Annotated in this window: 13 protein-coding genes; 3 read left to right on the top strand and 10 right to left on the bottom strand. The window is 71.4% G+C overall.

The features are described 5' to 3' along the window. Positions 1 to 33 precede the first annotated feature (33 nt). The gene (locus ACWBNA_RS29890) at positions 34 to 2,076 is read left to right on the top strand and encodes a glycoside hydrolase family 31 protein (protein ID WP_482707617.1); all 2,043 of its coding nucleotides are present in this window, start codon (positions 34 to 36) and stop codon (positions 2,074 to 2,076) included. A gap of 73 nt (positions 2,077 to 2,149) precedes the next feature. Here the strand turns inward: ACWBNA_RS29890 and ACWBNA_RS29885 are convergent, their stop codons facing one another. The 7 genes from ACWBNA_RS29885 to ACWBNA_RS29855 all read right to left on the bottom strand — a co-directional run bounded on the left by ACWBNA_RS29885 (position 2,150) and on the right by ACWBNA_RS29855 (position 13,128). Continuing rightward, the gene (locus ACWBNA_RS29885) at positions 2,150 to 2,875 is read right to left on the bottom strand and encodes a glycoside hydrolase family 12 protein (protein ID WP_482707616.1); all 726 of its coding nucleotides are present in this window, start codon (positions 2,873 to 2,875) and stop codon (positions 2,150 to 2,152) included. 48 nt (positions 2,876 to 2,923) lie between these two features. Next, positions 2,924 to 5,152, bottom strand: a complete 2,229-nt coding sequence (locus ACWBNA_RS29880) for a glycosyl hydrolase family 95 catalytic domain-containing protein (protein ID WP_482707615.1) — start codon at positions 5,150 to 5,152, stop codon at positions 2,924 to 2,926. Beyond that, positions 5,149 to 7,131, bottom strand: coding sequence for a beta-galactosidase (locus ACWBNA_RS29875; protein WP_482707614.1), 1,983 nt, complete (start codon positions 7,129 to 7,131; stop codon positions 5,149 to 5,151). The genes ACWBNA_RS29880 and ACWBNA_RS29875 overlap by 4 nt, the downstream gene beginning before the upstream one ends. Next, positions 7,131 to 9,344 carry a WD40/YVTN/BNR-like repeat-containing protein gene (locus ACWBNA_RS29870; RefSeq protein ID WP_482707613.1) on the bottom strand — a complete coding sequence of 738 codons (2,214 nt, stop codon included), beginning with the start codon at positions 9,342 to 9,344 and terminating at the stop codon, positions 7,131 to 7,133. Before ACWBNA_RS29870 ends, ACWBNA_RS29875 begins: the two co-directional genes overlap by 1 nt. A 129-nt stretch (positions 9,345 to 9,473) precedes the next feature. After that, complete coding sequence (locus ACWBNA_RS29865) at positions 9,474 to 10,400, bottom strand: carbohydrate ABC transporter permease (RefSeq protein WP_482707612.1); 927 nt, start codon at positions 10,398 to 10,400, stop codon at positions 9,474 to 9,476. Next, positions 10,397 to 11,449, bottom strand: a complete 1,053-nt coding sequence (locus ACWBNA_RS29860) for an ABC transporter permease (RefSeq protein WP_482707611.1) — start codon at positions 11,447 to 11,449, stop codon at positions 10,397 to 10,399. Before ACWBNA_RS29860 ends, ACWBNA_RS29865 begins: the two co-directional genes overlap by 4 nt. After that, positions 11,449 to 13,128, bottom strand: a complete 1,680-nt coding sequence (locus ACWBNA_RS29855) for an extracellular solute-binding protein (RefSeq protein WP_482707610.1) — start codon at positions 13,126 to 13,128, stop codon at positions 11,449 to 11,451. The genes ACWBNA_RS29860 and ACWBNA_RS29855 overlap by 1 nt, the downstream gene beginning before the upstream one ends. Positions 13,129 to 13,508: 380 nt before the next feature. Here ACWBNA_RS29855 and ACWBNA_RS29850 point away from each other — a divergent pair, with 380 nt between their 5' ends. Continuing rightward, the gene (locus ACWBNA_RS29850; RefSeq protein ID WP_482707609.1) at positions 13,509 to 16,364 is read left to right on the top strand and encodes a glycoside hydrolase family 3 C-terminal domain-containing protein; all 2,856 of its coding nucleotides are present in this window, start codon (positions 13,509 to 13,511) and stop codon (positions 16,362 to 16,364) included. A gap of 97 nt (positions 16,365 to 16,461) precedes the next feature. Here the strand turns inward: ACWBNA_RS29850 and ACWBNA_RS29845 are convergent, their stop codons facing one another. The 3 genes from ACWBNA_RS29845 to ACWBNA_RS29835 all read right to left on the bottom strand — a co-directional run bounded on the left by ACWBNA_RS29845 (position 16,462) and on the right by ACWBNA_RS29835 (position 22,076). Continuing rightward, positions 16,462 to 17,907, bottom strand: coding sequence for an aldehyde dehydrogenase family protein (locus ACWBNA_RS29845; RefSeq protein ID WP_482707608.1), 1,446 nt, complete (start codon positions 17,905 to 17,907; stop codon positions 16,462 to 16,464). A 238-nt stretch (positions 17,908 to 18,145) separates the two neighbouring features. Continuing rightward, positions 18,146 to 19,828 (bottom strand): PucR family transcriptional regulator, encoded by a 1,683-nt coding sequence (locus ACWBNA_RS29840; RefSeq protein ID WP_482707607.1) that lies wholly within the window; start codon positions 19,826 to 19,828, stop codon positions 18,146 to 18,148. Positions 19,829 to 19,946: 118 nt separating this feature from the next. Beyond that, on the bottom strand, positions 19,947 to 22,076 hold the full coding sequence (locus ACWBNA_RS29835; RefSeq protein WP_482707606.1) for an ATP-binding protein: 2,130 nt from the start codon (positions 22,074 to 22,076) through the stop codon (positions 19,947 to 19,949). Positions 22,077 to 22,322: 246 nt separating this feature from the next. Between ACWBNA_RS29835 and gabT the strand changes: the two genes are divergently transcribed. After that, complete coding sequence (gene gabT, locus ACWBNA_RS29830) at positions 22,323 to 23,657, top strand: 4-aminobutyrate--2-oxoglutarate transaminase (RefSeq protein WP_482707605.1); 1,335 nt, start codon at positions 22,323 to 22,325, stop codon at positions 23,655 to 23,657. Positions 23,658 to 23,865 lie beyond the last annotated feature (208 nt).

Below are 23,865 nucleotides of genomic sequence, written 5' to 3'. Positions count from 1 at the left end.
CATGCCCGCACTCCTTCAAGGAGCACCCCCAACGTGAACCAGCCTGCCGCACAGCAGCCCCAGGTCAGCCTCGCGCAGTCGTCACCCACCGTCGGCACCTTCCGCGAGCGGGACGGCGCCCTGGAGTGGAGCGGCCGCCAGGAGACCGTGCGCATCGAGCCGTGGGGTCCGGACGCGGTCCGGGTCCGCGCCCGGCTCGGCGGTCCGGTCCTGGCCGGGCTGCCGGGCGCGCTGCTCGACACGCCGCCCGCCACCGAGTCTTCTGTCAAGATCGAGGACGGGCAGGGCCGGCTGACCGTCGGTTCGCTGACCGTGGAGGTCGACGCCGAGGGCCTGATCCGTTTTCTGCGCACCGAGGACGGCTACGAGGTGCTGGCCGAGGAGCGCGCCCACTTCTGGTGGCCGGGCTCGCGCCTCTACACCGCCGTAGGCAACGGCCACCACCGCCTGGAGCAGCGCTTCGCCGCCTACGACGACGAGAAGCTGTACGGCCTGGGCCAGCACCAGCACGGCCGGCTGGACCAGAAGGGCCTGGTCCTGGACCTGGTCCAGCGCAACGCCGAGGTCGGCATCCCGGTCCTCACCTCCAGCCGCGGCTACACGCTGCTGTGGAACAACCCGGCGATCGGCCGGGTCGAGCTGGCCGGCAACGGCACCCGCTGGGTGGCGGACTCGGCCCGCCAGCTCGACTACTGGATCACCGCGGGCGCTCCGGCCGACGCCCAGCGCCACTACAGCGCGGTCACCGGCCGCACCCCGATGCTCCCCAAGTGGGCGGCGGGCTTCTGGCAGTGCAAGCTGCGCTACCGCACGCAGGAGGAACTCCTCGGTGTGGCACGGGAGTACAAGCGACGCGGGCTGCCCCTCGACGTGATCGTCTGCGACTTCTTCCACTGGACGCACCTGGGCGACTGGAAGTTCGACCTGGCGGAGTGGCCCGACCCGGCGGCGATGGTGCGCGAACTGGAGGAGCTCGGCGTCAAGCTGGTGGTGAGCGTGTGGCCGTCGGTGTCCCCGCTGAGCGAGAACCACCAGCTCATGGAGCAGCGCGGCTACTTCATCGGCACCCAGTACGGGCCGATGGCGCACGCCGACTGGCCGGACAAGGAGGTCGCCTCCACCGTGCAGGTCGCCTTCTACGACGCCACCAACCCCGAAGCGCGCGACTTCGTGTGGTCGCGGGTGAAGCGGAACTACCTGGAGCCGTACGGCATCACGGCGTTCTGGCTGGACGCCTGCGAGCCGGAGCTGAAGCCGGGCTTCTCGGAGAACCTGCGCTACTGGGCGGGTCCGGGCCTGGAGGTCGGCAACATGTACCCGGCCGAGAACGCCCGCACCTTCTACGAGGGCCTGCTGGCGTCCGGCGAGGAGGAGATCATCTCCCTCAACCGCTCGGCGTGGGCGGGCAGTCAGCGTTACGGCGCCGCCCTGTGGTCCGGTGACATCGGCACCGACTTCGCGACCCTGCGCCGCCAGATCGCGGCCGGTCTCAACACCGCCCTGTCGGGCATCCCGTGGTGGAACACCGACATCGGCGGCTTCCACGGCGGCGACCCGGACGACCCGGCGTACCGCGAGGTGATGATCCGCTGGTTCCAGTTCGGGGCGCTGTCCCCGCTGATGCGCCTGCACGGCTTCCGTGACCCCGGGATGCCGCTGGGCCCGGACATGACCGGCGGCCCCAACGAGGTGTGGTCGTACGGCGAGGAGGCCGGGACGATCATGGAGCGGTACCTGCGACTGCGCGAGCGCCTCAAGCCGTACGTCCTGAAGGTCATGCGCGAGGCCCACGAGGAGGGCCTGCCGGTCATGCGCCCGCTGTTCCTGGAGTTCCCCGACGACCAGGCGACGTGGTCGGTCGACGACGCCTATCTCTTCGGCGGGGACCTGCTGGTCGCCCCGGTGCTCACCGCGGGCGCCACGGCCCGCACGACGTATCTCCCGGCGGGCGCGGCCTGGACGGACGCGTGGACCGGTGAGACGTACGAGGGCGGTACGGCCGTGACGGTCGACGCCCCCCTGGACCGCATCCCGCTGTTCCTGCGGGACGGGGCGCGGCTGCCCGTGGCGGAGTAGTCGCGCGGGACACGGAAGTGCGGCCGGTCCCGTGGGGGAGGACCGGCCGCACTGTCCTGCGGGGAGGCGAGGGTCAGCTGCTGCTGACCGTCAGGTTGTTGGTGGTGAAGTCCAGGCCGCCCTGCGACGAGGTGATCTCGTAGCCGAACTGGACGTCACCGATGGTCTCGTTGCCCATCCAGCCCTTGGTGTCCTTGATCCACTTCAGGATCGGCAGGATGTTGACGGTGCCGGAGCTGGAGTTGGAAGTGCGGATGAACGAGAAGACCTCGTTGGCGCCGTTGTTGCCCTTGTAGACGGTCCAGGAGTGGCCGCCGAGCGTCACGTTGCCCTGCGAGGTGCCGAGGGGGCCGACGGCTCCGGTCTTGTTGACCCAGAGCATGATCTCGTAGTCGTAGTCCGTGTCCCAGATGTCGTACGACGTGTTGTACGCGCCGGACGACGGGACGCTGACGTTGTAGCTGCTGGAGAGCGAGCCCAGCGAGGTGATCGTCTTGTTGATCACCTTTTTGGAGTTGGGGTAGGACTTGATGCCGCCGGTGTTGGGGTGGTTGGCCCAGGTGCCCCAGTTGGTGCCGGAGTTGGCCCAGGTGCACTGGGGGCCGGCCGGCGCTGCGGGGGTGCCGCCCCAGATGTTGTTGTAGAGCGTGTAGCCGTTCAGGTTCGTGTTGCCGTACTGGTCGCAGGAGCTCCAGACGGCGGCGGAGGCGGGGGCGGAGGCGACGCCGACGGTGACGCCGAGCGCGAGGGCGGGGGCCAGCAGGACCTTGCTGATCCTGCCGATGGTGCGTGATGCCATGGTGTCCCTTCCATGGGTGGGGGGAATTGCGGGGGATTTTTTGGGGGGTTACCACGCCCCGAGAGTGAGGACGTGGTCTTCTCCGGCGACGAGGTGGAGCGGTTCGGCGCCGGAGGAAGTCCGGAGTTCGACGCGGTGGGTCCGGGTGGGGCGGATCACCGCGGTCGCTTCGTGCTGGTTCCAGGTGAGGTCGATCTCCGCCCCGAAACGGGTGCGGATGCCGAGGAGCCGGCCCTTCGGGTATGCCGCCGGCAGCGCGGGCAGCAGGACCAGCCGGTCCGGCGTCGACTGCACCAGCATCTCGATGAGCACGGCGGGCAGGGTGTGCGCCGCGTCCGCGTTGTAGACGTCGCGGTTCGGGTAGTGCGCGCTCATCAGGGACGCGTGGAAGAAGTCCCCCTTGAGCACCTGGCCGAGGGCGTGCGCCACCCGTTCGCCGTCGCGCAGGCGGGCCGCGACGAGGGCGTGGTGCAGATGGCCGTGCGCGGAGTCGTTCTCGGCGCCGCGCAGTTCGAGGGCCCGGTACGCGGCTGCCGCGAGGTCCGGGGTGTCGTAGGGGTTGATCTCGTCGAGCGGCCAGACGCCGTAGAGGTGGCTGAGGTGGCGGTGGTCGTAGGTGTCGTCGAGGCCTGGCCAGGCCCACTCGGCGAGCGCGCCGTCGGCGTTGATCCGGTGGGGTGGGAGCCGGTCGGCGAGCGCACGCCAGCCGTCCGCCCGCTCCGGGTGGTAGTCGGCGGCGGTGAGCAGGGCGTGCCGGGCGGCCGACAGGTCCATGGCCGCGTTGATCGCACCCCAGCTCGCGTTCGCCGGGCGGTTCTCGGGCGAGTAGGAGGGGACGACGACCAGGTGGCCGTCGGCGTCCGTCCGCGTGAGGAAGTCCTCGTAGAACGCGGCCACTTGGGCGAGGGCGTGGGCGGTGCGCGGGTCACGTTCACCGCGGGTCTCGTCGTGGTCGACGAGCGGCTTGAGCAGCCAGTCGGCGCCCGCGGTCCACAGGTGGAGCGGGTATTCGCGGCTGAAGTGGTACGTGAGCCCGGACTCGCCGTCGCTGTGGGGCGGGGCGACCACGCCCCGGGCACCGAAGATCGCGCGCGCGTTGCCGGCCCAGTCGTCGAGCTGACGGTGGATCAAGGAGGCGTGCGCTGCGGTGACTTCGGGGAGGGCCGCAGCCGCGGCGGAGGAGGTCTGGAGGTTGAGGTTGGCGTCGTTGGTGAACGCGCCCGACCAGGCCGTGTTCCAGTCGCCGGTCCACAGGCCGACGAGGCGGGGCGGGAGCATCCCGCTGGCGGAGAGCAGGTGGTAGCGGCCGGCGGCGAAGAGGCGTTCCAGGAGGGCGGGGCTGTCGGGGCGGGTCAGCAGGGTGGAGCCGGGCAGGTCGCGTTCGACGGGGTCCGCTGCGAGATCCAGGGTGACGCGCTCGTAGGCGGTGCGGTGCGGCGGGGTGTGGCGGTCCAGGAGGCGGGCGTACGGGTCGCCGTCGTCCGGGATCAGGTCGCCGAGGGCGCGGGCCTGGGCGAGGGCGTCCGGTTCGTCGGGGTCCGGGGCGCCCGAGGCGCCTGGGGCGCCTGTGTGGCGCAGGACGCGGGTGAGCAGCAGCACGGACTCGGCGCCGGTGATCCGCAGACCGGGAGGGGTGAGTGTCGTCCGGCCGCCGGTGACCGCGACCAGCGTCACGCCGGTGTACGCGCGGTCGCTGCCGGGGTAGCGGGCGCGCAGGGTGAGCAGGGCGCCCTCGGGGGTGAGGACGGCGCCGTGGCCGACGGCCAGGTCGTGCGGTGCGCCCGGGAGCCGGTGGTCGAGGGAGATGGCCAGGTCGGTGGCGGTGACCTGCTGGACGATGACGTCGTCGGCGCGAGAGACGAAGACCCGGCTGCTCCAGTCGTCGCACTCGGCCGTGGCGACGCCGGTGGTGAAGTCGACGGATCGGCGGTACGCGCGCGGTTCATCCCCGGCCGTCCTGTGCAGCCGCACCTGGAAGGCCGGGTGGAACGGCTGGACCCACTGGAGGTCGCGGCCGTCCGTGAAGGTCTCGGCGGCCGTCGCGTCTCCGGCGAGCAACCGGTCCTGGAGCGCGGGGAGTTCGGCGGCGAGCACCGGCGGGCGGGCGTGCTCGGCGCCGTTCGGGCGGACGAGGGCGTGATGCGTGACGACGACCCGCTCCTCGTTCGGATCGCCGAACACCATGGCGCCGTGCCGGCCGTTGCCGCTCAGGAAGGCGTCCTCCCAGCGGGCGGCGGGCCGCGGCTCCCAGGTGCCGTGGACGGGACGGGCGCTCATGGCCTCAGTACCGCCACTCCGTAGCGGCCGAGCATGAGCTCGTCCGTGACGTTCGCGTCCGTCAGGAGGTCCCGGTGGGTGCCCGGCACCTCGACCGTGACCGATTCACGCCCGTGGTTGAGGACGAACAGCAGGTCACCGCGGCGGACCGCCTCGACCCGGTCGGGCAGCGCGTCGAGCACGGGGCGGGCGCCGGCCTCGCGGGCGACCCGGGCGAGCAGGTCGCGCATCGCGTCCGGCTCGGGAAGCGTCGAGACGTACCAGGCACGTCCCTTGCGGAGCACGGCCGGCAGCCCGTCGAGCTCCCCGCCCTTGTAGGCGGCCTCGACCTCGCCGTCCTCGGCCTTGTCGATCTCCTCCGACCACAGGGTGCCGCGGAAGCCGTCGCACTCGACGTGTCCGTCCGCGTCCAGGGGCCACCACTCGTGCAGGGTGCGGATGCCGAACAGGTCGCGCAGGCGGGCGTCCATGCCGCCGGCCCGGATCCGGTCGTCCTCGTCGGCGACGCCGGTGAGGAAGCCGGAGACGAGGGTGCCGCCGCCGCGGACGTACCCGAGGAGGTTCTCGATCGCCGCGTCGGTGAGGACGTACAGCTGGGGGACGACGACGAGCCTGTAGGCGCTCAGGTCGTGCTCGGGGTGGGCGAAGTCGGTGGTGAGGTGGGCTTCCCACAGGGCCCGGTGCCAGGCTCGTACGAGTTCGGGGTGGTCGACGTGCGTGGACGGGCGGCCGTCCTGGGCGCCGGCCCACCAGGCGTGCCAGTCGTGCAGGACGGCGATGTCGCTCGGCGAGTGGCTGTCCGAGACCTCCGCGCCGATCCGCGCGAGGTCGGCGCCGAGCTGCTTGACCTCCTGGTACGTGCGGCCCTCCTCCCCGGCGTGACTGACCATCCCGGAGTGGAACTTCTCCGAGCCCTGCCGGGACTGCCGCCACTGGAAGTAGCAGACGGCGTCGGCTCCTCGGGCGACGGCCTGCAGGGACCAGAGGCGGTTGAGGCCGCGTGGCTTGGGGTGGTTGACGCCCCGCCAGTTGACCGGCCCCGCCGCCTGCTCCATCAGCATCCAGGGGCCGCGCGCCTGGGACCGGGTCATGTCCTGGACGAGGGCGCCGTTCTGGGCGCCGAGGGGATCGCGCGGGTCGGGGTAGAGGTCGACCGAGACGACGTCCTCCTCCTCGGCCCAGCGCCACGCGTCCTGGCCCACCCACAGCGGCATGAAGTTGGTGGTGACGGGGATGTGCGGGGTGGCCCGGCAGACGATGTCGCGCTCGGCGACGTAGCACTCCAGGAGCATGTCGGACGTGAACCGCTTGAAGTCCAGCACCTGGGTGGGGTTCTTCAGGTAGTGGGCGTGCCGGGGCGTGTGGATCTCCGCCCAGTCGCCGTAGCCCTGGCTCCAGAAGGCGGTGCCCCAGGCCTCGTTGAGGGCGCCGAGCGTGCCGTACTTCTCCTGGAGCCAGCCGCGGAAGCGGGCGGCGGCCTCGTCGCTCCAGTCGTACGTGCAGTACTCGTTGTTGATGTGCCACATGGTGAGGGCCGGGTGGGGGCCGTAGCGGGCGGCCAGGTCCTCGGTGATGGCGGCGGCGTGACGGCGGTAGACGGCACTGGAGTGCGAGAAGTGCTGGCGGCCGCCCCACCACTCGGTACGGCCGTCCTGGTCGACGGGCAGGGTCTCGGGATGGAGGTGCCCCATCCAGGGCGGGGGCGAGGCGGTGGGGGTGGCCAGGACGACCCCGACGCCGTTCTCGTGCATCAGGTCCATCAGCCGGTCCAGCCAGCCGAAGTCCCGCTCCCCTGGCCGGGGTTCGAGCTTCGCCCAGGAGAAGACACCGAGGGTGACGGAGTTGACGCCGGCGTCCTTCATCAGGCGGACGTCGTCGAGCCAGGTCTCCTCGGGCCACTGCTCGGGGTTGTAGTCGCCGCCGTAGAGGATGCGGCCGCGGGTGGCGTCGGCCAGGGTGGGCCGGTTCGTCGCCGCCATCAGACCGGGTCCCCGTACTGGATGCCGCGTCCGTTGGTGGCGAGGTACACGCGGCCGTACACCCGCGGGTCGCCGACGATGACCTCGCCGGTCCAGCCCCACTGGTGGGCGTCGTCGTTGATGCGCACCCAGGTCTTGGCCTCGTCGTCGGAGCGGTAGACGGCGGTGATGGTCTCGGTGGAGCCGACCTGGTAGAGGGCCGGGTATTGCGCCCCGTCGGCCGCCTTGCCGAAGCCGAGGGTGTACGAGGCCCAGCAGCTGTCGAGCTTCGCGAAGGTGGCTCCGCCGTCGGTGGACCGGTACAGGCCGTTCCACTTCGCGGAGAGCCACAGGTCACCGGATCTGCCGGGCGCCGCGACCACCTTGAACTGGCTGTCCCCGGAGGGCAGCCCGGTCGCACGCGCGGTGAACGAGAGGCCACTGTCGGTGCTGGCCAGGAGCGTTCCCGTGTCGGTGTCGTATGCGTAGAAGCGCGTCGGGTCGGCCGGGTCGGCGACCGGCGTGGCGCCCTTCGGGAAGGAGGAGATCTCGGTCCAGGTGGCACCGTTGTCCGCCGAGCGGTGGGCCGGGTACTTCGTGCCGTCCCAGTGCACGAAGGACCACAGCAGCACGCTGCCGTCGGCGTTGGTGGCGATCGGTCCCGGTGCGTCCTTGGCGATCGCGGGCTGGGCCTTGAAGGGCGCCCAGGTCTGTCCGCCGTCGTTGGAGTGGGCGCCGTTGCCGTTGTCGCCCCAGCCCGCGCGGACCACGTACGCCGGTCTCGTCGCGGCCTGCGCGAGTCCCGTCGCCGACCCGAACACGGGGTTCGACGCCATGCCGCGCGAGGGAGACGCCGTGAGCCGCTCGTGGTACATCACGCCGATGTCCCCGCATCCGCTGAGCAGGTGCGCCTCTCCGGCCGGGGGTGAGATCAGCTGGCGCACGGCCGTCTCCTCCAGGCCGCGGATCTGCGGGGCCCAGCGCTTCAGGTCCCGGGTGCCGTAGAGGGTGGCGCCGGTGCCGTAGACGATGTGCTTCGAGTCGTACGGGTCGATGCCGACCGCCTGGATCCACCAGCCGAACTTGGGCTGGTCGCCGCCCCACTTGAGGAAGGGCGTCTCGGACACGTCGAAGACCGCGGCGTCCTTGAGGGACGTCCAGGTACGGCCGCCGTCGGTGGTCCGGTACAGGGTGTCGATCGCCGCCCAGCGGTTGTTCGTCGAGACCACGACGGTGCCGGGGCGACAGGCGTCGACGGCGACACCGCCGTAGCCGAAGGCGTCGGCGGAGCCGTCGCTCGTGGTCCCGCCCGGCTTCACCGGCGTGACCTCGGTCCACCTCCCGTCCGTGGCGCGCAGCTTGTGCACACTGCCGTCCAACTGGCCGTTGGGGCCCGGCGCGTTGGCGTACGTCAGGTAGAGCTCGCGGGTGGTCTTGTCGTACGCGGCGCGGATCGGGACCTTGGCGGCGGTGCCGGAGGGCTGCCCGGGGACGGCCTTCCAGGTGGTGCCGTCGGCGGTGCGGTACAGGTTGGCGGACGTGCCGTCCGAGTCGCCCCAGCCGGCGTAGAGGGTGCGCCCGGCGGCGACGAGGAGGGTGACGCCCTGGCCGGACGCGCTCGGGGTGCCCGGGAAGCCGGTCGCGGCCGCCCAGGTCGCGCCCCGGTCGGTGGACTTGAGCAGCCCGTCGTGGCGGGTCCCCAGCCAGAGGGTGTCGCTGTCGCGCGGGTCCACCAGGAGCCGCTCCCCCGCGCCCCGGCCGTCCTCGTTGGCACCGAGCCTCACGGTGAGGTCGGTGCGTGCCCAGGTCGCGCCCCGGTCCTCGGAGCGCAGCACGGCCCCGTTGCCCGCCCACGACTGGGCGTAGGTGCCGAGGGCGAGGTAGAGACGGTCGGGGTGGGCGGGGTCGACGGCCATCGCCTCCACGCCGAGCAGGTTCCAGTCGTCCCAGCCCAGGTGGTCGGTGAGCGGCGTCCACCGGGCGGCCCGGTCGTCCCAGCGGTAGGCGCCGCCGATGTCGGTACGGGCGTAGGCGAGACCGCGGACCGAGGGGTGGAAGAGGACCCCGGTGACGAATCCGGTACCGCCGATGACGGCGGTGCGCCAGCGGTAGGCGGGGGCGGCTTGGGCCTCGGCGGCGTACGCAGGTCCCTGGAGTACAGGGACGGCGGTCAGGGCCGCGGCCGCCGCGGTCCCGGCGAGAACGGCACGTCGACTCAGGCTGGACGCGTGCATGACACTTACCTCGATCTACGAAAGGGGAGTGGGATACCTAGGGAGGCGCGGGGAACTGCGCGACCAGCCACGACGGACCCGCAGCGGGAAGACCACAGAAACTCCCACTCACGCCCAACCGCTCGGGCGTCAGCCCTTCACCGCACCGGTCAGCATGCCCTTCTTGAAGTGCCGCTGGACGAGGGGCGATGCGATCGCGACCGGGATCAGTGCCAGGACCATGACCGCCATCTGCAGCCCCAGGGCGGAGAGTTGCCCGGTGCGAACCGCCTGCTGGAGGCCGGTCGGCGCCTCGGAGTTCTTCTGGACCAGCTGGATGAGCACGTTCTGCAGCGGCATCATCTGCTGGTCGGAGAGGTAGATGGAGGCGTTGAACCAGGCGCTCCAGTAACCGACCGCGTAGAACAGGGAGATGACGGCCAGCACCGCGCGCGACAGCGGCATGATGATGGTCAGCAGGATGCGCAGGTCACTGGCCCCGTCGATGCGGGCGGACTCGGTGAGTTCGGGTGAGATCCCCATGAAGAAGGCCCGCAGGACGAGGATGTTGAAGACACTGACCGCGCTCGGCAGGACCAGGGACAGATAGGTGTCGGTGAGGCCCAGCGCCTGCACCAGAAGGTAGGTCGGAATGAGGCCGGCCCCGAAGAACATGGTCGCCATCATGGTCATCAGGAAGAACCGGTGGCCCAGACTGCCCGGCCGGGACAGGCCGTAGGCCGCGAGCACCGACACCGCCATCGAGAACAGCGTGCCGAAGAGCGTGATGCCGAACGAGACCATGATCGCCCGGCTGACCTGGCCGCCGCTGAGCAGTTCGGTGTAGTTGACGAAGGTGATCCCCTGCGGGATCACGACGAGGCCGCCGACCCGGTCGATCACGGGTTTCGGGGAGAGGCTGGTGACGATCACGATCCACAGCGGACCGAGCACCCCCAGGCAGCAGAGCAGGAGAAAGCCGCCCTTCGCGGTGATCCCGGCCTTGCTGGGCGGCTCCTCCCACACCGGGCGGGCGGGAGCCTTGAGGCTGCGGATGAGTTGCGTGTTGAGGCTCACTTCTTGTACACCCCCTGCTCGCCGAGCAGGTGCGCGAACTTGTTCGCGCCCAGGACGAGACAGACTCCGATGGCGCCCTTGACGAGGCCGACCGCGGCCGCGTAGCTGAAGTCGCCGTTCTGGATACCCATGTTCCACACGTAGGTGTCGAGGACCTCGCTGGCCCCCGCGCCGACCGCGTACCGCTGGAGCAGGAACTGCTCGAATCCCACGCTCAGCGCGTCACCCACCCGCAGCACCAGCAGCAGCGCGATCACCGGACGCAGCGCGGGCAGCGTCACGTGCCACATGCGCCGCCAGCGCCCCGCGCCGTCCATGGCGGCGGCCTCGTACAGGTCGGTGCTGACCGCGGCCAGCGCGGCGAGGAAGACGATGATCCCCCAGCCGGCGTCCTTCCACACGGCCTGCGCGGTGACCAGGTACTTGAACAGGTCCGCGTTGGTCATCAGGTCGAAGCCGCTCCACCCGTGGTCCTCCAGGGTCTGGGCGACGATGCCCGCGCCGCCGAAGATCTGCTGGAAGACGGTGACCACGAGGACCCACGAGAAGAAGTGCGGCAGATACATGATCGCCTGCGCCACCGCCCGCACCCGGGGCCGGATCACGCTGTTGATGAGCAGCGCGAGCGCGATGGGGATCGGGAAGAACAGCACCAGTTGGAGCGAGAACAGGACGAGGGTGTTCCGGGCGGCGTCCCAGAACAGCGGGTCGTCGACCATCCGCGAGAACTGCTCGATGCCCACCCAGGGACTGTGGAAGATCGCCGTGACGCCGTTGCTGGAGACGTAGGGGTCGTACTCCTGGAAGGCGACGACGTTGCCGAGCAACGGGACGTAGTTGAAGATCAGGAGCAGCACCATGACGGGCAGCGTCATCAAGATGAGCGCCCGGTCACGGCGCAGCCGGATCCGCCAGGGGACCTTGCTCGCCCTGCTCTCCTTGTCCGGCACCCGCTCCTTCGCCACGGCGGTGGCGACCGCGGCCGCCGGTTCCTCGACGGCCGCGGGGGGACGCGTCCCGTCGGGCCTGCTCCCGGCCGTGAGAGACATCAGTTGCCGCTGCCGTTCTTGTCGATGAGCTGCTTGTACCAGTCGCGCAGCTTGTCGCCGCCGGAGGACTTCCAGGTGGAGATGGCGGCCTGCACGTCCGACAGCTTCCGGTTGCCGCGCACGTAGTCGATCTCCAACTGCTCGAACTGGCTGGAGAGGTTCGCGTAGCGGGTCGGCTCGACGATGTTCATGCCGTACGTGGACGTCTTCTTCATGAAGGCACCCATCCGCTGCTGCCACTCGACCTGCTTGCGGGCGACGTCGGGGAAGTCGGGGTGGGCGTAGTAGGCGGCCGGCGCGGCCAGCATCACCCAGGCGTTGAGCACCTCGGAGTTGCCCAGGTCGTTCTTGACCGGGACGCCGTCCTTGACCGTGTAGTGGGTGCCCTCGACGCCGTAGTCGACGAGCATCCGCTCCTTGGTGCCGTAGGGGGCGGCCGAGAAGTTGGCGGCGGCCAGCGCGTTCTCGATCGTCGTCTTCGAGGCGCCCTTGCGGATCAGCGACCAGATGGTGGCGGGCGAGGACGCGTACAGCGTCGGGTCGCCGCCGTCCGCGCCGTAGAGGTCGATGGCGTCGATCTGGAGGTCCGGGTTGGCCTGGGCCTGTTCGGCGGTCTTCCCGTACCAGTCGGCGATGTTGGTGTTGTAGACCAGGATCTGCCCGGCGGTGAACCGCTGGCCCTGGTCGCCCGAGCGCGCCTTGTCGTCGGGGTGGACCACACCCGCGTCGAACAGCTTGCGGACCCACGCCAGGGCTTCGAGGTACTCGGGCTGCTCGATGCGGTACGTCAGCTTGCCGTCGGACCCGATGTCCCAGCCGATCGGCCCGGAGCCGCGGACGCCGAAGTTGCTCCACGCGGACCAGGTCATGTCACCGCAGGCCCACACCTTGGCCTTGGAGCTGGTGGCCTCCTTGGCCCAACTGAGGAACTCGTCCGGCGACTTGGGTACGGAATAGCCCTTCTTGTCGAAGAGGTCCTTGCGGTACAACGGCGTGATCCAGTTCGCGGTGGCGGCCGGCATCGGAATGCCCCGCAGCGCGCCGCCGAAGATGCCCATGCGCCAGGCGTCGGAGGGGATCGCGGCCAGGTTCGGGTACTTCTTGACCTTGTCGCCCGCCAGGTAGGGGCCGAGGTCCATGAACTTCGCGGTGACCGCGTTCGAGATCTTGCCGACCAGCTCCCAGCTCGGCACGACCACCATGTCGGGTATGGAGCTGGAGGCGAGGACGGCGCCGAGCTTCTCGCCGTAGGTGCTGCCGTCCTGGTTCTGCCAGGTGACCTTGGTGCCCGCCGCGGCGTCGAGCGCCGTGTAGTAGGCGCAGCCGGGCTTCGGCGGGGAGCCCCAGAACGGGGACATGATCTTGAAGGGGGCGCCGGTGCCGAGCTTGTCCGGAACCGAGGTTTCGAGGGCCGCGAGGTCGACCTTGCCGGTGTAGCCGGCGGCCGAACCGTTCTTCGACGGAAGGTCCGGCTTGGCGACCGTGCTGGCGACGAAGGCCGGGAGCAGCTTGTCGGCCGCCTTACCCGACGTGGTTCCCTCCCGAGAGCCACTGTCCGAGCCGCCGCAGGCGGCAAGCAGCGGCATCCCGCCCGCCACCGCTGCGGTGGCGACCGCAGTGGAGGCGAGGAAGCTTCTCCGGCTGGGACCGGAGGAGGCGGAAGCGGCGTTCGGCGTCATTGCGTCAACCCTTCATGGCGCACCAGGACACCCGGCGGTGGAGCCGTCGGCTGCGGTGTCTTGAGTGGAACTGGCTGAGCTGAAGCGGTTCTCGGAACCTCGGAGGAGAGCGAGCCGTTCCGGCGGGCAGTCCTCGCAGTCGAAGTAGTCGAAGCGCTTCGATGTTGCTGCGAGGTTAAGTGAACACCCCAGGGTGCACAAGGGTCGTTCCCAAGATTCCTCCGAGGTGTGGAGGATCGAATCGGCCTCTTACGCGACTTGAAATGTCGGTCGGGAGTCGGAGTTGTTGCCCTGGGGTGTCTTGACACCCGGCCCTGGATCGAATGAGCATCGAAGCGCTTCGAAAGCGCTCCGCCGCTCCACCGCAAGGGGAACCCCACGTGACCGCACAAACGCCGCCTACGACGCCTTTCCGCGATCCGCGTCTGCCGTTCGCGAAGCGCATCGACGACCTGCTGTCGCGGCTGACCCTCGACGAGAAGGTCGCTTTCCTGCACCAGTTCGCGCCCGCCGTCGAACGGCTGGGCGTCGGCGAGTTCCGCACCGGCCAGGAGGCCCTGCACGGCGTGGCCTGGATGGGACGGGCCACGGTGTTTCCGCAGGCCGTGGGCCTCGGCGCGACCTGGAACACCGAGCTCGTACGACGGGTCGGCGAGGCGGTGTCCAAGGAGACCCGCGCGATGCGCGCCCGGGACGACCGCGTCGGCCTCAACGTCTGGTCCCCCACGGTGAACCTGCTCCGGCATCCGCTGTGGGGCCGTAACGAGGAGGGCTACTCGGAGGACCCGAAGCTCACGTCGGCCATCGCCACCGCCTACACGCAGGGCCTGCGCGGCGACCATCCGACGTACTGGCGCACGGCGCCGGTCCTCAAGCACTGGCTGGCGCACAACAACGAGACGGACCGGGCCACCGCGTCGAGTTCGGTCCGCCCGCGGGTGCTGCACGAGTACGACCTGCGCGCCTTCCGTGAGACGGTCGAGGCGGGCGCCACGGCCGGGGTGATGCCGGCGTACAACCTGGTCAACGGCCGTCCGAACCACGTCTCGCCCCATCTGCGCGAGCACCTGCGCACCTGGACCGACGAGGAGCTGCTGGTCTGCTCGGACGCGGGCGCGCCCTCCAACCTGGTCGACTTCGAGCACTACTTCGACACCCACGAGGAGGCCACCGCGGCCGCGGTCCTCGCCGGCGTCGACAGCTTCACCGACCACGGCACGGACAGCTCGCAGATCGTCGCCCGTATCCAGGGGGCCCTGGAACAGGGCCTGCTGACCGAGGCCGACATCGACGCCGCCGTCCGCCGCCAGCTCTCGGTGCGCTTCCGCCTCGGCGAGTTCGACCCGCACTACGACCCCTACGCGGACACCAGGGACTTCGACACCCCGGCGCACCGCGCGCTCGCCCAGGAGAGCGCCGAGCAGGCCGTCGTCCTGCTGAAGAACGACGGCGTGCTGCCGCTGGCCCCGGACACCCGGATCGCCGTGGTCGGCCTGCTCGCCGACGAGTGCAAGCTCGACTGGTACAGCGGCACCCTCATCCACCGCTCGACCCCGCTGGAGGGCCTGTACGAGCGGTTCGGCGCGGAGCGCGTCGAGTTCGCGGAGGGAGTGGACCGGGTCCTGCTGAAGACCTCGGCGGGTACGTTCCTCCAGGTGCCCTCCGCCGACGGGGTGGCCGACGAGGCGCGCGGCGCCGAGGGCGCGCTGGACCCGGCCCTGCTCGCGGGCCGCACCGACCTCCCCCCGCTCACCGCGGCCGCCGTCGGCACCGAACTCGCGCTCGTCGACTGGGGCGAGGGCGTCCTGACCCTGCGCGCGCCCGACGGGCGCTATCTCTCGGTCGCCGAGGACGGCTACGTACGCGCCTCCGCCGACCAGCCCGGCGGCTGGGTCGTCCAGGAGACGTTCCGGCTGGAACCGCACGGGGACGGACACCTCCTCAGGCACCTCGGCACGGGTCGCCACGTCTGTGTCGCCGCCGACGGGGTGAAGGTTGCCGACGAGAATCCGCAACCCGGAACGGAGCCGGAAGGCTTCACGCTGATCATCGCCGAACGCGGTCAGGACGCGGTGACCCGGGTCGCCTCACAGGCCGACGTGGTGCTGGTGGTCGCGGGCAACGACCCGCACATCAACGGCCGCGAGACCGAGGACCGCACGACCCTGCGCCTGCCCGCCCAGCAGGAGCGCCTGCTGCGCGCCGCCCGCGCCGCCAATCCGAACACCGTCCTGGCGCTGACCTCCGCCTATCCCTACGCGGTCGACACCACCGACCTCCGGGCGGCGCTGTGGACCGCCCACGGCGGCCAGGCGGCTGGCACCGCGCTCGCCCGCGTCCTGGCCGGCGATGTCTCCCCCGCCGGCCGTCTCCCCCAGACCTGGTACGCCGAGGACGCCGACCTGCCCGGCCTCCTCGACTACGACGTGATCGGCAGCCGCCAGACGTACCTCTATTTCGAGGGCACGCCACTGTTCCCGTTCGGACACGGGCTGTCGTACACGACGTTCTCGTACGGCGAGCTCGGCTCCCGTGTCGAGGGCGAGACGCTGCACGTCTCCTTCACCGTCACGAACACCGGCGAGGTCCCGGCCGACGAGGTCGCCCAGCTCTACACCCGCGCCGTGGACCCGGTGGTCCCGCGCCCGCGCCGCGAGCTGCTGGCGCACCGCCGCCTGACGCTCGCGCCGGGCGCCAAGGAGCAGTTGGTCTTCGAAGTCCCGTTGCGGTCCTTCGAGTTCTGGGACGTGGCGCAGGGCCGTATGCGCCTGGAGGCGGGCCCGTACGAGCTGCTGGCCGGCGCCTCCAGCGAGGACGTCCGCCTTCGCAGGACCGTACTGCTGGACGGTGAGCCCTCGGCCCCGCGTCCCGTGCGCGAACGCGGCCTGGACGCGGCCGACTTCGACGACCAGAGCGGCGTCGAGATCGTCGACCGCACGAAGACGTCGGGCGACGCGGTGACGGCGGCGGCGGGCAGGACCGGTGAACTGGTGTACCGCGGCTGCGACTTCGGCGCCGGTGTCGCGCAGGTGCGGATGACCGTGTCCGGTGAGGGCGTGGTGGAGCTCTCGCTCGACGGCGGTGCGGTGCTCGCGACCCTGACGTCGGACGCGTCCGACTCGGGGCCGTACGCCTACACGACGGTCGACGCCGGCATCGTCGCCGAGGGCGTGCACGACGTCCACCTCAGGCTGCGCGGCCCGCTGCGGCTCGCGCACGTCGGCTTCTCCGGTTGAGGGGCCGGAGAAGACCGGCACAGAGAAGGGGCCCGGCACCGGAAGGCATCGGTGCCGGACCCCTTCGGGGAGCCTATATGAAAATGGTTCCCATGAGCTAGAGGGCCAGTCCGGTCAGGACCAGCACCCGCTCGTACGTGTAGTCGTCCATCGCGAACTTCACGCCCTCGCGGCCCACACCGGACTGCTTCACACCGCCGTACGGCATCTGGTCGGCGCGGTAGGAGGGCACGTCACCGATGACGACACCGCCGACCTCCAGGGCGCGGTGGGCACGGAAGGCGGCCTGGAGGTCGTGGGTGAACACGCCCGCCTGCAGGCCGTACTTGGAGTCGTTGACGGCGGCGAAGGCCGCGGCCTCGCCGTCCACCTTCTGCACGGTGAGGACCGGCCCGAAGACCTCCTCGCAGGAGATTGTGGTGCTCGCCGGCACGTCGGTCAGGACGGTCGGCGCGTAGGAGGCGCCGTCGCGCTCGCCGCCGGTGAGGAGCCGCGCCCCCGCCCCGACGGCCTCCCGCACCCACGCCTCGACCCGCTTGGCGGCGTCCTCGCTGACCAGCGGCCCGACGTCGGTCTTGTCGTCGGACGGGTCACCGGTGACCTGGGCCTCGACGGCCGCGACCACGCGGGGCAGCAGCCGGTCGTGGACGGCGGCGTCCACGATGACCCGCTGGACGGAGATACAGGACTGGCCGCCCTGGTAGTTGGAGAAGGCGGCGATGCGGGTGGCGGCCCAGTCGAGGTCGGCGTCGGAGGCGTAGTCCCCGAGGACGACCGCGGCGCCGTTGCCCCCCAGCTCCAGGGTGCAGTGCTTGCGCGGCACCGAGTCCATGATCGCGTAGCCGACCTTCTCGGAACCGGTGAAGGAGATCACGGGAAGCCGCTCGTCCTGCACGAGGGACGGCATCCGGTCGTTCGGGACGGGAAGAATGCTCCACGAGCCCGCCGGCAGCTCGGTCTCGGCGAGCAGCTCGCCGATGACCAGCCCGGAGAGCGGGGTGGCGGGCGCCGGCTTCAGGATGATCGGCGCGCCGGCCGCGATCGCCGGGGCGATCTTGTGGGCACACAGGTTCAACGGGAAGTTGAACGGCGCGATGCCCAGCACGACCCCCTTCGGGAAGCGGCGGGTGAGGGCGAGCCGGCCCTGACCCCCGGCGTCCGTGTCGAGCCGCTGGGCCTCGCCGCCGTTGAACCGACGGGCCTCCTCGGCGGCGAACCGGAACACGGAGACGGCCCGGCCGACCTCGCCGCGGGCCCACTTGATCGGCTTGCCGTTCTCCGCGGAGATGAGCTGCGCGATCTCCTCGGTGCGCTCGGCCAGCCGCCTGCTGACGTGGTCGAGGGCGGCGGCGCGGATGTGGGCGGGGGTCGCGGCGAACTCGTCCCGCACGGCGTGCGCGGCGGCCACGGCCTCCTCGATCTGCGCGTCGCTCGGCACGGCGACCTTGCCGACGAGGCGACCGTCCCAGGGCGAGGTGACGTCGAAGCTGTCCTCGCCGGTGGCCTGGCGGCCGGCGAGCCAGAAGGCGTGGGTGGAAGTCATGTGTCGACGGTAGGGGCGGGGAGGCCGAAGGGTGTTTGGCCGAGGTGTAGTGGTGGGAGTGGGGAGTGTGCCGGATTGGCGGGGTGGGCGGGGTGGGCGGGGTGGAGGTCCCCGGGGGCTGCGCCCCGGCTTGAGAGGTAGAGGTTCACCGCTTGGCCGACCGAGAGGGTGGGTCCGGGTGGCCAGACGGGGGTTGGGGGCGGAGCCCTCACCGAGCGCCCGCAGCAGCGCCCGGTGCCTACTCCGACGACGTCGCCTTCAACGCCAGCCACAACTCCATCCGCACATCCGGATCGTCCAGCGACCGCCCCAGGATCTCCTCGACGCGCCGCATCCGATACCGCAGCGTATGCCGGTGCACCCCGAGATCCGCAGCCGCCGCATCCCACTGACCGTGCCGCGACAACCACGCCCGCAACGAGGCGACCAGATCCCCCCGCCCGGTCGCGTCATGCTCGTACAGCGGCCGGAGCAGCCCGTCGGCGAACGCCTTCACCGCGTCGTCCGCGAGCAACGGCAGTACGGACCCCGCCGCCACCTGCTCGTGCTCGACCAGCACCCGCCCCCGCCGCCGAGCCACCGACAACGCCTGCTCGGCCTGCTTGTACGCGGCCGCCGCGGCGATCGGCCCGACCGGCGTCGACAGGCCCACGACCAGCTCGTCCTCGTCACCGCCGGCCGTCTGCTCTTGTACCCCCGCCCGCGCGGCCTCCAGTGCCGCCGCGTACTCCGAGCACGCGGCCATCGCGGCACCGCCGTCCGTGGCCAGCACCACCAGCCGCTCCCCCTCGCCGCCCCCGTTCTCCGGCACGACCAGCACGGCCTCGCCGGAGCGGGCGGCAGCAGACTCCACGACCTCGGTGAGGGCGCCCAGCGGGTCACCGTTCGTGTCGGCCGCGGCGAGTGTCGCGGCCGTCGGCTTGGCGAGCGGCTCGCGCGCGTGGTCGTCGGTCTGCACCCGGGCGGCCGACGCGGCGGAGGCCGACTCGGCGACGATCATCCGGAAGGGGGCGTCCAGCAGACCGCCGTACAGATCCCCGGCGACCGTCCGCGCATGGTCCGGCTCCCCGGCGAGCAGCATGCGCAGCACCGCCGTACCGATCCGCTGCTCGGCCGCGTGCAGGGAGCGTGAGCGTTCCGTCGTGAGGGTCAGCAGGGCGATGGCGGAGTGGACGGCGTACCGCTCGGCCGTACCGAGGGCCGCGGCCGTCCCCACCGCCAGTGCCGCCCGCGGCCGTCGTCCCGTGCCCAGCGAGTGCAGTTCGACCCGGTCCTCGTGCTCCGGGCCGCCCACGACCGACGAGGCGGGCGCGGGCCGCTCCCGCAGCCGCTCGACGTCCGCGGTGAGCCGGGCGGCCCGGCGCCCCGCCCAATCCGGCGCGGTGGCGACGACGGCGCCCGAGGCGTCGTAGAGCGCCGCCCACCCGTCGACCTGCGAGGCGAGCGAACTCAGCAACCCCTCCGGGCCGTCCGTCAGCGCCTGCTTGGTCAGTTCCCGCTGCGCGGCGAAGCCCGCCGTCACCGACCGGTACTGGTCGGCGGCGATCGCCGCGGACACGGCCTTGCTGATGGCGAGGAAGGGTGTGCGGCGCGGCACCTCGAGCAGCGGCAGGCCCTCGTGCTCGGCGGCGTCGACGAGCGCCTGGGGGACCTCGTCGTAGGTGACCCCCACGGCGAAGCCGAGCCCGACCACCCCCGCCTCCACCAGCCGCTTCACATAGCGTGCCATCGCCTCCGGATCGCCCGCGTCCAGTTTCAGCGCGGTGATCAGCAGCAGTTCCCCGCCCTCCATGTAGGGCACGGGGTCGGCGAGCTCGCTGACGTGCGCCCAGCGGACCGGCACGTCCAGGCGGTCCCCGCCCGCCCGCACGGTCAGCTTCAGTGCGGAGTGATGGACGAGCGAGGCGAGGGTCGGGGGCATGAGGCCTTCAGGTATGTGTGACCGTCGTGATCTTTGTGATCTTTTGGCCGCCGCGTATGAACGGCCTGTGCCGATTCTGCCTCACCGTACGGTCACCCCGTGACGTCATCCCCTTGCGTCAGCCGCGCAGATCCACCAGCAGCGGCGGCGCGTGCTCCCCCCGCACGTTCGTCAGCGACAGCACCGCGTGCCCCGGCGGCACGTGTGCCAGCTCGGACGCGGACCACCGCTCCCGCTCGACCTGCCGGACGGTCACCGCCCGCGCGGTCGGCGCCTTGCCGGTGATCACCCGCCGCACCGCGTGCAGCACCTTGCCCGCCGGTGTCTCGGCGATGATCTGCCGGTCGGTGACGTCCCGCGCCTCGATCCACTCCTTGCCCCAGACCTCGGCGAAGTCCTGCCCGTCCCACGGCGTGAGCCCGGACAGCGCCATCCGGCACCCGGTGGCCCCGAGCAGCGGCCCGCGCAGCGGCCTCGGTACGTCGTCCAGCGTGCGCAACGTCAGCACGACCCCGGCGTTGCCCGACCGCAGCCGCTGGATGCCCCGTACCGCCTCCGGCGTCACCACGCCGGTGGCGTCGTCCAGCACCAGGCAGGCGAACAGCGACCGGTCCTCCCGTACCGCCACGCTCGCCGTGAACTGGGCCAGCACCAGCCGGGCCAGCATCCGCGAGGCGTCGGCGTGCCCGCGCTGCGGCAGGTCGATACGCACCCGCACCGGGTGGTCCAGTGCCTTCAGCGAGAAGGGCCGCGACTGTCCGGACGTGTCGAAGAAGCCCGCGAAGGCCGGCCGGTCGAGCAGGGCCACCCGGTCCGCGAGCACTCCGCCCACGTCCCCGGGGTGCCCCAGCTGCCGTTCCCTCGCGTCCAGTTCGCGCAGCAGCGACTCCTGCCGGGAGTCCTCCAGGCCCTTGCGCAGCGCGGCCAGCGGCGCGGGAGCGCCGTCGAGCAGCTGCCGCAGCTCCGGTACGGAGGGGAAGCGCCCGTGGACCGCGTGGAACGGGCCGAGGAGCTGGGCGAGGACGGTCGTGGAACGCCGGGTGTCCCCGCCCTGGTGCGGCTCGGCGAGATCGCCGACGAGCGCCTCGGCGAGCACCGCCGCCGCCTCGTCCGGGTCCGTCGTCCCGCCGTACAGGTCGAGGTCGTACACCGATTCCGGATTCCCGATCCGTACGACGACGTCGTAGGCGTCGGCAGGACCGAGCCCGGCGCCCGACGCGCCGACCACCACGACGGCTGCGCGCCCGGCGAGCGCGTGCAGGCACAGCGACTCGGCGATCGGGTTCACGACGCTGCCGGTCTTGCCGGAGCCGGGCGGCCCGACGGCCAGGAGCGAGGTGCCCAGCAGCTCGGGACCGAGACCGAGACCGGTGCCGCGGTAGGCGTACGGGTTGCGGGCGTCGTCGGCCGTGGTGCCCAGGCGCACCTGGCCGGTGACCAGGTCGTGCCGGGCGAGCCGGGTCGACAGGTCGCGCTCGCCGGAGGGATGCGCGCAGGCGGCGGCGCCTTCGCCGAGCACCGCCCCGGTGAAGGTGGCGAGGCCGTGCCGGCCACTGCGCACGCCCTGCCAGGCACGGTCGATCCGGGCGTGGTCGACGTCCCGCATCAGCCCGGCGCGGGCCTCGGCGGCGAGCCGCTCGGCGGCGTCGACGGCTCCGGCGGCCCGCAGGTGGGGCCACTCGGCGGGGTCCTGCTCGGGGGCGGGCGGCCGTTCCGCCGCCGTCGGCGCCGAGCGGCGCCAGGCGGGCGGGCCGTAGCGGCGCCAGACCTCATCCCAGCGGCCGACTTTTCCGAAGACCGCGAAGATCGCCGCGAACACCAGACCGGAGTAGACGTACGAAAGGGAGCCTCCCAGCTCGGAACGTCCCTGCGTCCACGAATCCGGGGCCAATACGTACCACGGCCACTGCCAGAAGCCGCCCAAGTAGCCGTTCCACAGCAGCGAGCAGAGCAGCCATCCGCAGAGGAACGCGATCACCGCCCCTGCGAGCAGCTGCCGCGTGGGAATCTGTTCAGGCTCCTCCTCCGGCCGCGGCTTGTGCCCGAACCGCCACACGCCCGGTGCCGCCTCCGGCCGGGGCGCCCGCAGCCAGGCGAGGAAGGCCGAACCGTCCGGCATCGGCGGCACGCCCGGGACCGGGGCCGCGGTGGGCCGCGGCGGCATCGCCGGGACCTCGGGGGGCCCTGCCGGACGTGGCACAGGATTCGCATGCGTACCCCGCGCGTCCCGCGTCCCGTCGCTGTCCATCGCCCTCGCCCCTTGACCAGCCGTTCCGTCCACCGTCAGCGAGTCAATCTAACGCCCTCGCATGGGGAGTTCACCGCTTACGCGGCCGGACGGACAGTGACCCGCGGCTGTGCCGCCATGTCCACCGCGGACAACCGGAGCCGCGGACAACGCCCACATGGAGCATGCCCACCCCCCGGTTGCCGCCCTAGCCTGCGAGAAGAGAGAAGGCAACAGTCGGCAGAAGCAACACCTCAGGAGCCCCCCATGACCGCACTTCCGCAGGAGCGCCGCGTCGTCACCGCCATCCCCGGCCCGAAGTCGCAGGAGCTGCAGGCCCGCCGCCTCGCCGCGGTCGCGCAGGGTGTGGGCTCCGTGCTGCCCGTGTTCACCGCGCGCGCGGGTGGCGGAATCATCGAGGACGTCGACGGCAACCGTCTCATCGACTTCGGCTCGGGCATCGCGGTCACGTCCGTCGGCGCCTCCGCCGAGGCCGTCGTACGCCGGGCCGCGGCCCAGCTCGCCGACTTCACCCACACCTGTTTCATGGTCACGCCGTACGAGGGGTACGTGGAGGTCGCCGAGGCCCTGGCCGAGCTGACCCCGGGCGACCACGCCAAGAAGTCCGCGCTGTTCAACTCCGGCGCCGAGGCCGTCGAGAACGCGGTCAAGATCGCCCGTTCGTACACCAAGCGGCAGGCGGTCGTCGTCTTCGACCACGGCTACCACGGGCGCACCAACCTCACCATGGCGCTGACCGCGAAGAACATGCCGTACAAGCACGGCTTCGGGCCGTTCGCGCCTGAGGTCTACCGTGTTCCGGTGGCCTACGGCTACCGCTGGCCGACCGGCCCGGAGAACGCGGGCCCCGAGGCCGCCGCGCAGGCCATCGACCAGATCACCAAGCAGGTCGGCCCGGAGAACGTGGCCGCGATCATCATCGAGCCGGTGCTCGGCGAGGGCGGCTTCATCGAGCCCGCGAAGGGCTTCCTGCCGGCCATCAGCAAGTTCGCCGCCGACCACGGCATCGTCTTCGTGGCCGACGAGATCCAGTCCGGCTTCTGCCGCACCGGCCAGTGGTTCGCCTGCGAGGACGAGGGCATCGTCCCCGACCTGATCACCACCGCCAAGGGCATCGCGGGCGGTCTCCCGCTCGCCGCCGTCACCGGCCGCGCCGAGATCATGGACGCCGCGCACGCGGGCGGCCTCGGCGGCACCTACGGCGGCAACCCGGTCGCCTGCGCGGGTGCGCTCGGCTCGATCGAGACGATGAAGGAGCTCGACCTCAACGCCAGGGCGAAGCACATCGAGACGGTCATGAAGGCCCGCCTCACCGCCATGGCCGAGAAGTTCGAGATCGTCGGTGACGTCCGCGGCCGGGGCGCCATGATCGCCATCGAACTGGTCAAGGACCGCGCCTCCAAGGAGCCGAACCCGGAGGCGACCGCCGCGCTCGCCAAGGCCTGCCACCAGGAGGGCCTGCTGGTCCTGACCTGTGGCACCTACGGCAACGTGCTGCGCTTCCTGCCCCCGCTGGTCATCGGTGAGGATCTCCTCAACGAAGGCCTCGACATCATCGAGCAGGCCTTCGCGCGCATCTGACGCCACGGGGAAACCTCTGGTGACAGGGGAGAACCACTGGTCGACCGCCCCGTCACGCCACATGAGCCACACCCGTCCCACCCCCGGAGTTCACCGCGGATTCCGGGGCTGAGGTGGGGAGCGGCAGAGCGTGTGAAGAAGGTGTGCGAGGTGGCTGTCAGGACGCGATTCCACCTGTCTTAGGCCCGTCGCCTGTCGTAGGTTCTAC

The sequence above is a fragment of the Streptomyces sp. Q2 genome (assembly GCF_056820935.1).
This window is presented reverse-complemented; position numbering and strand designations above follow the sequence as displayed.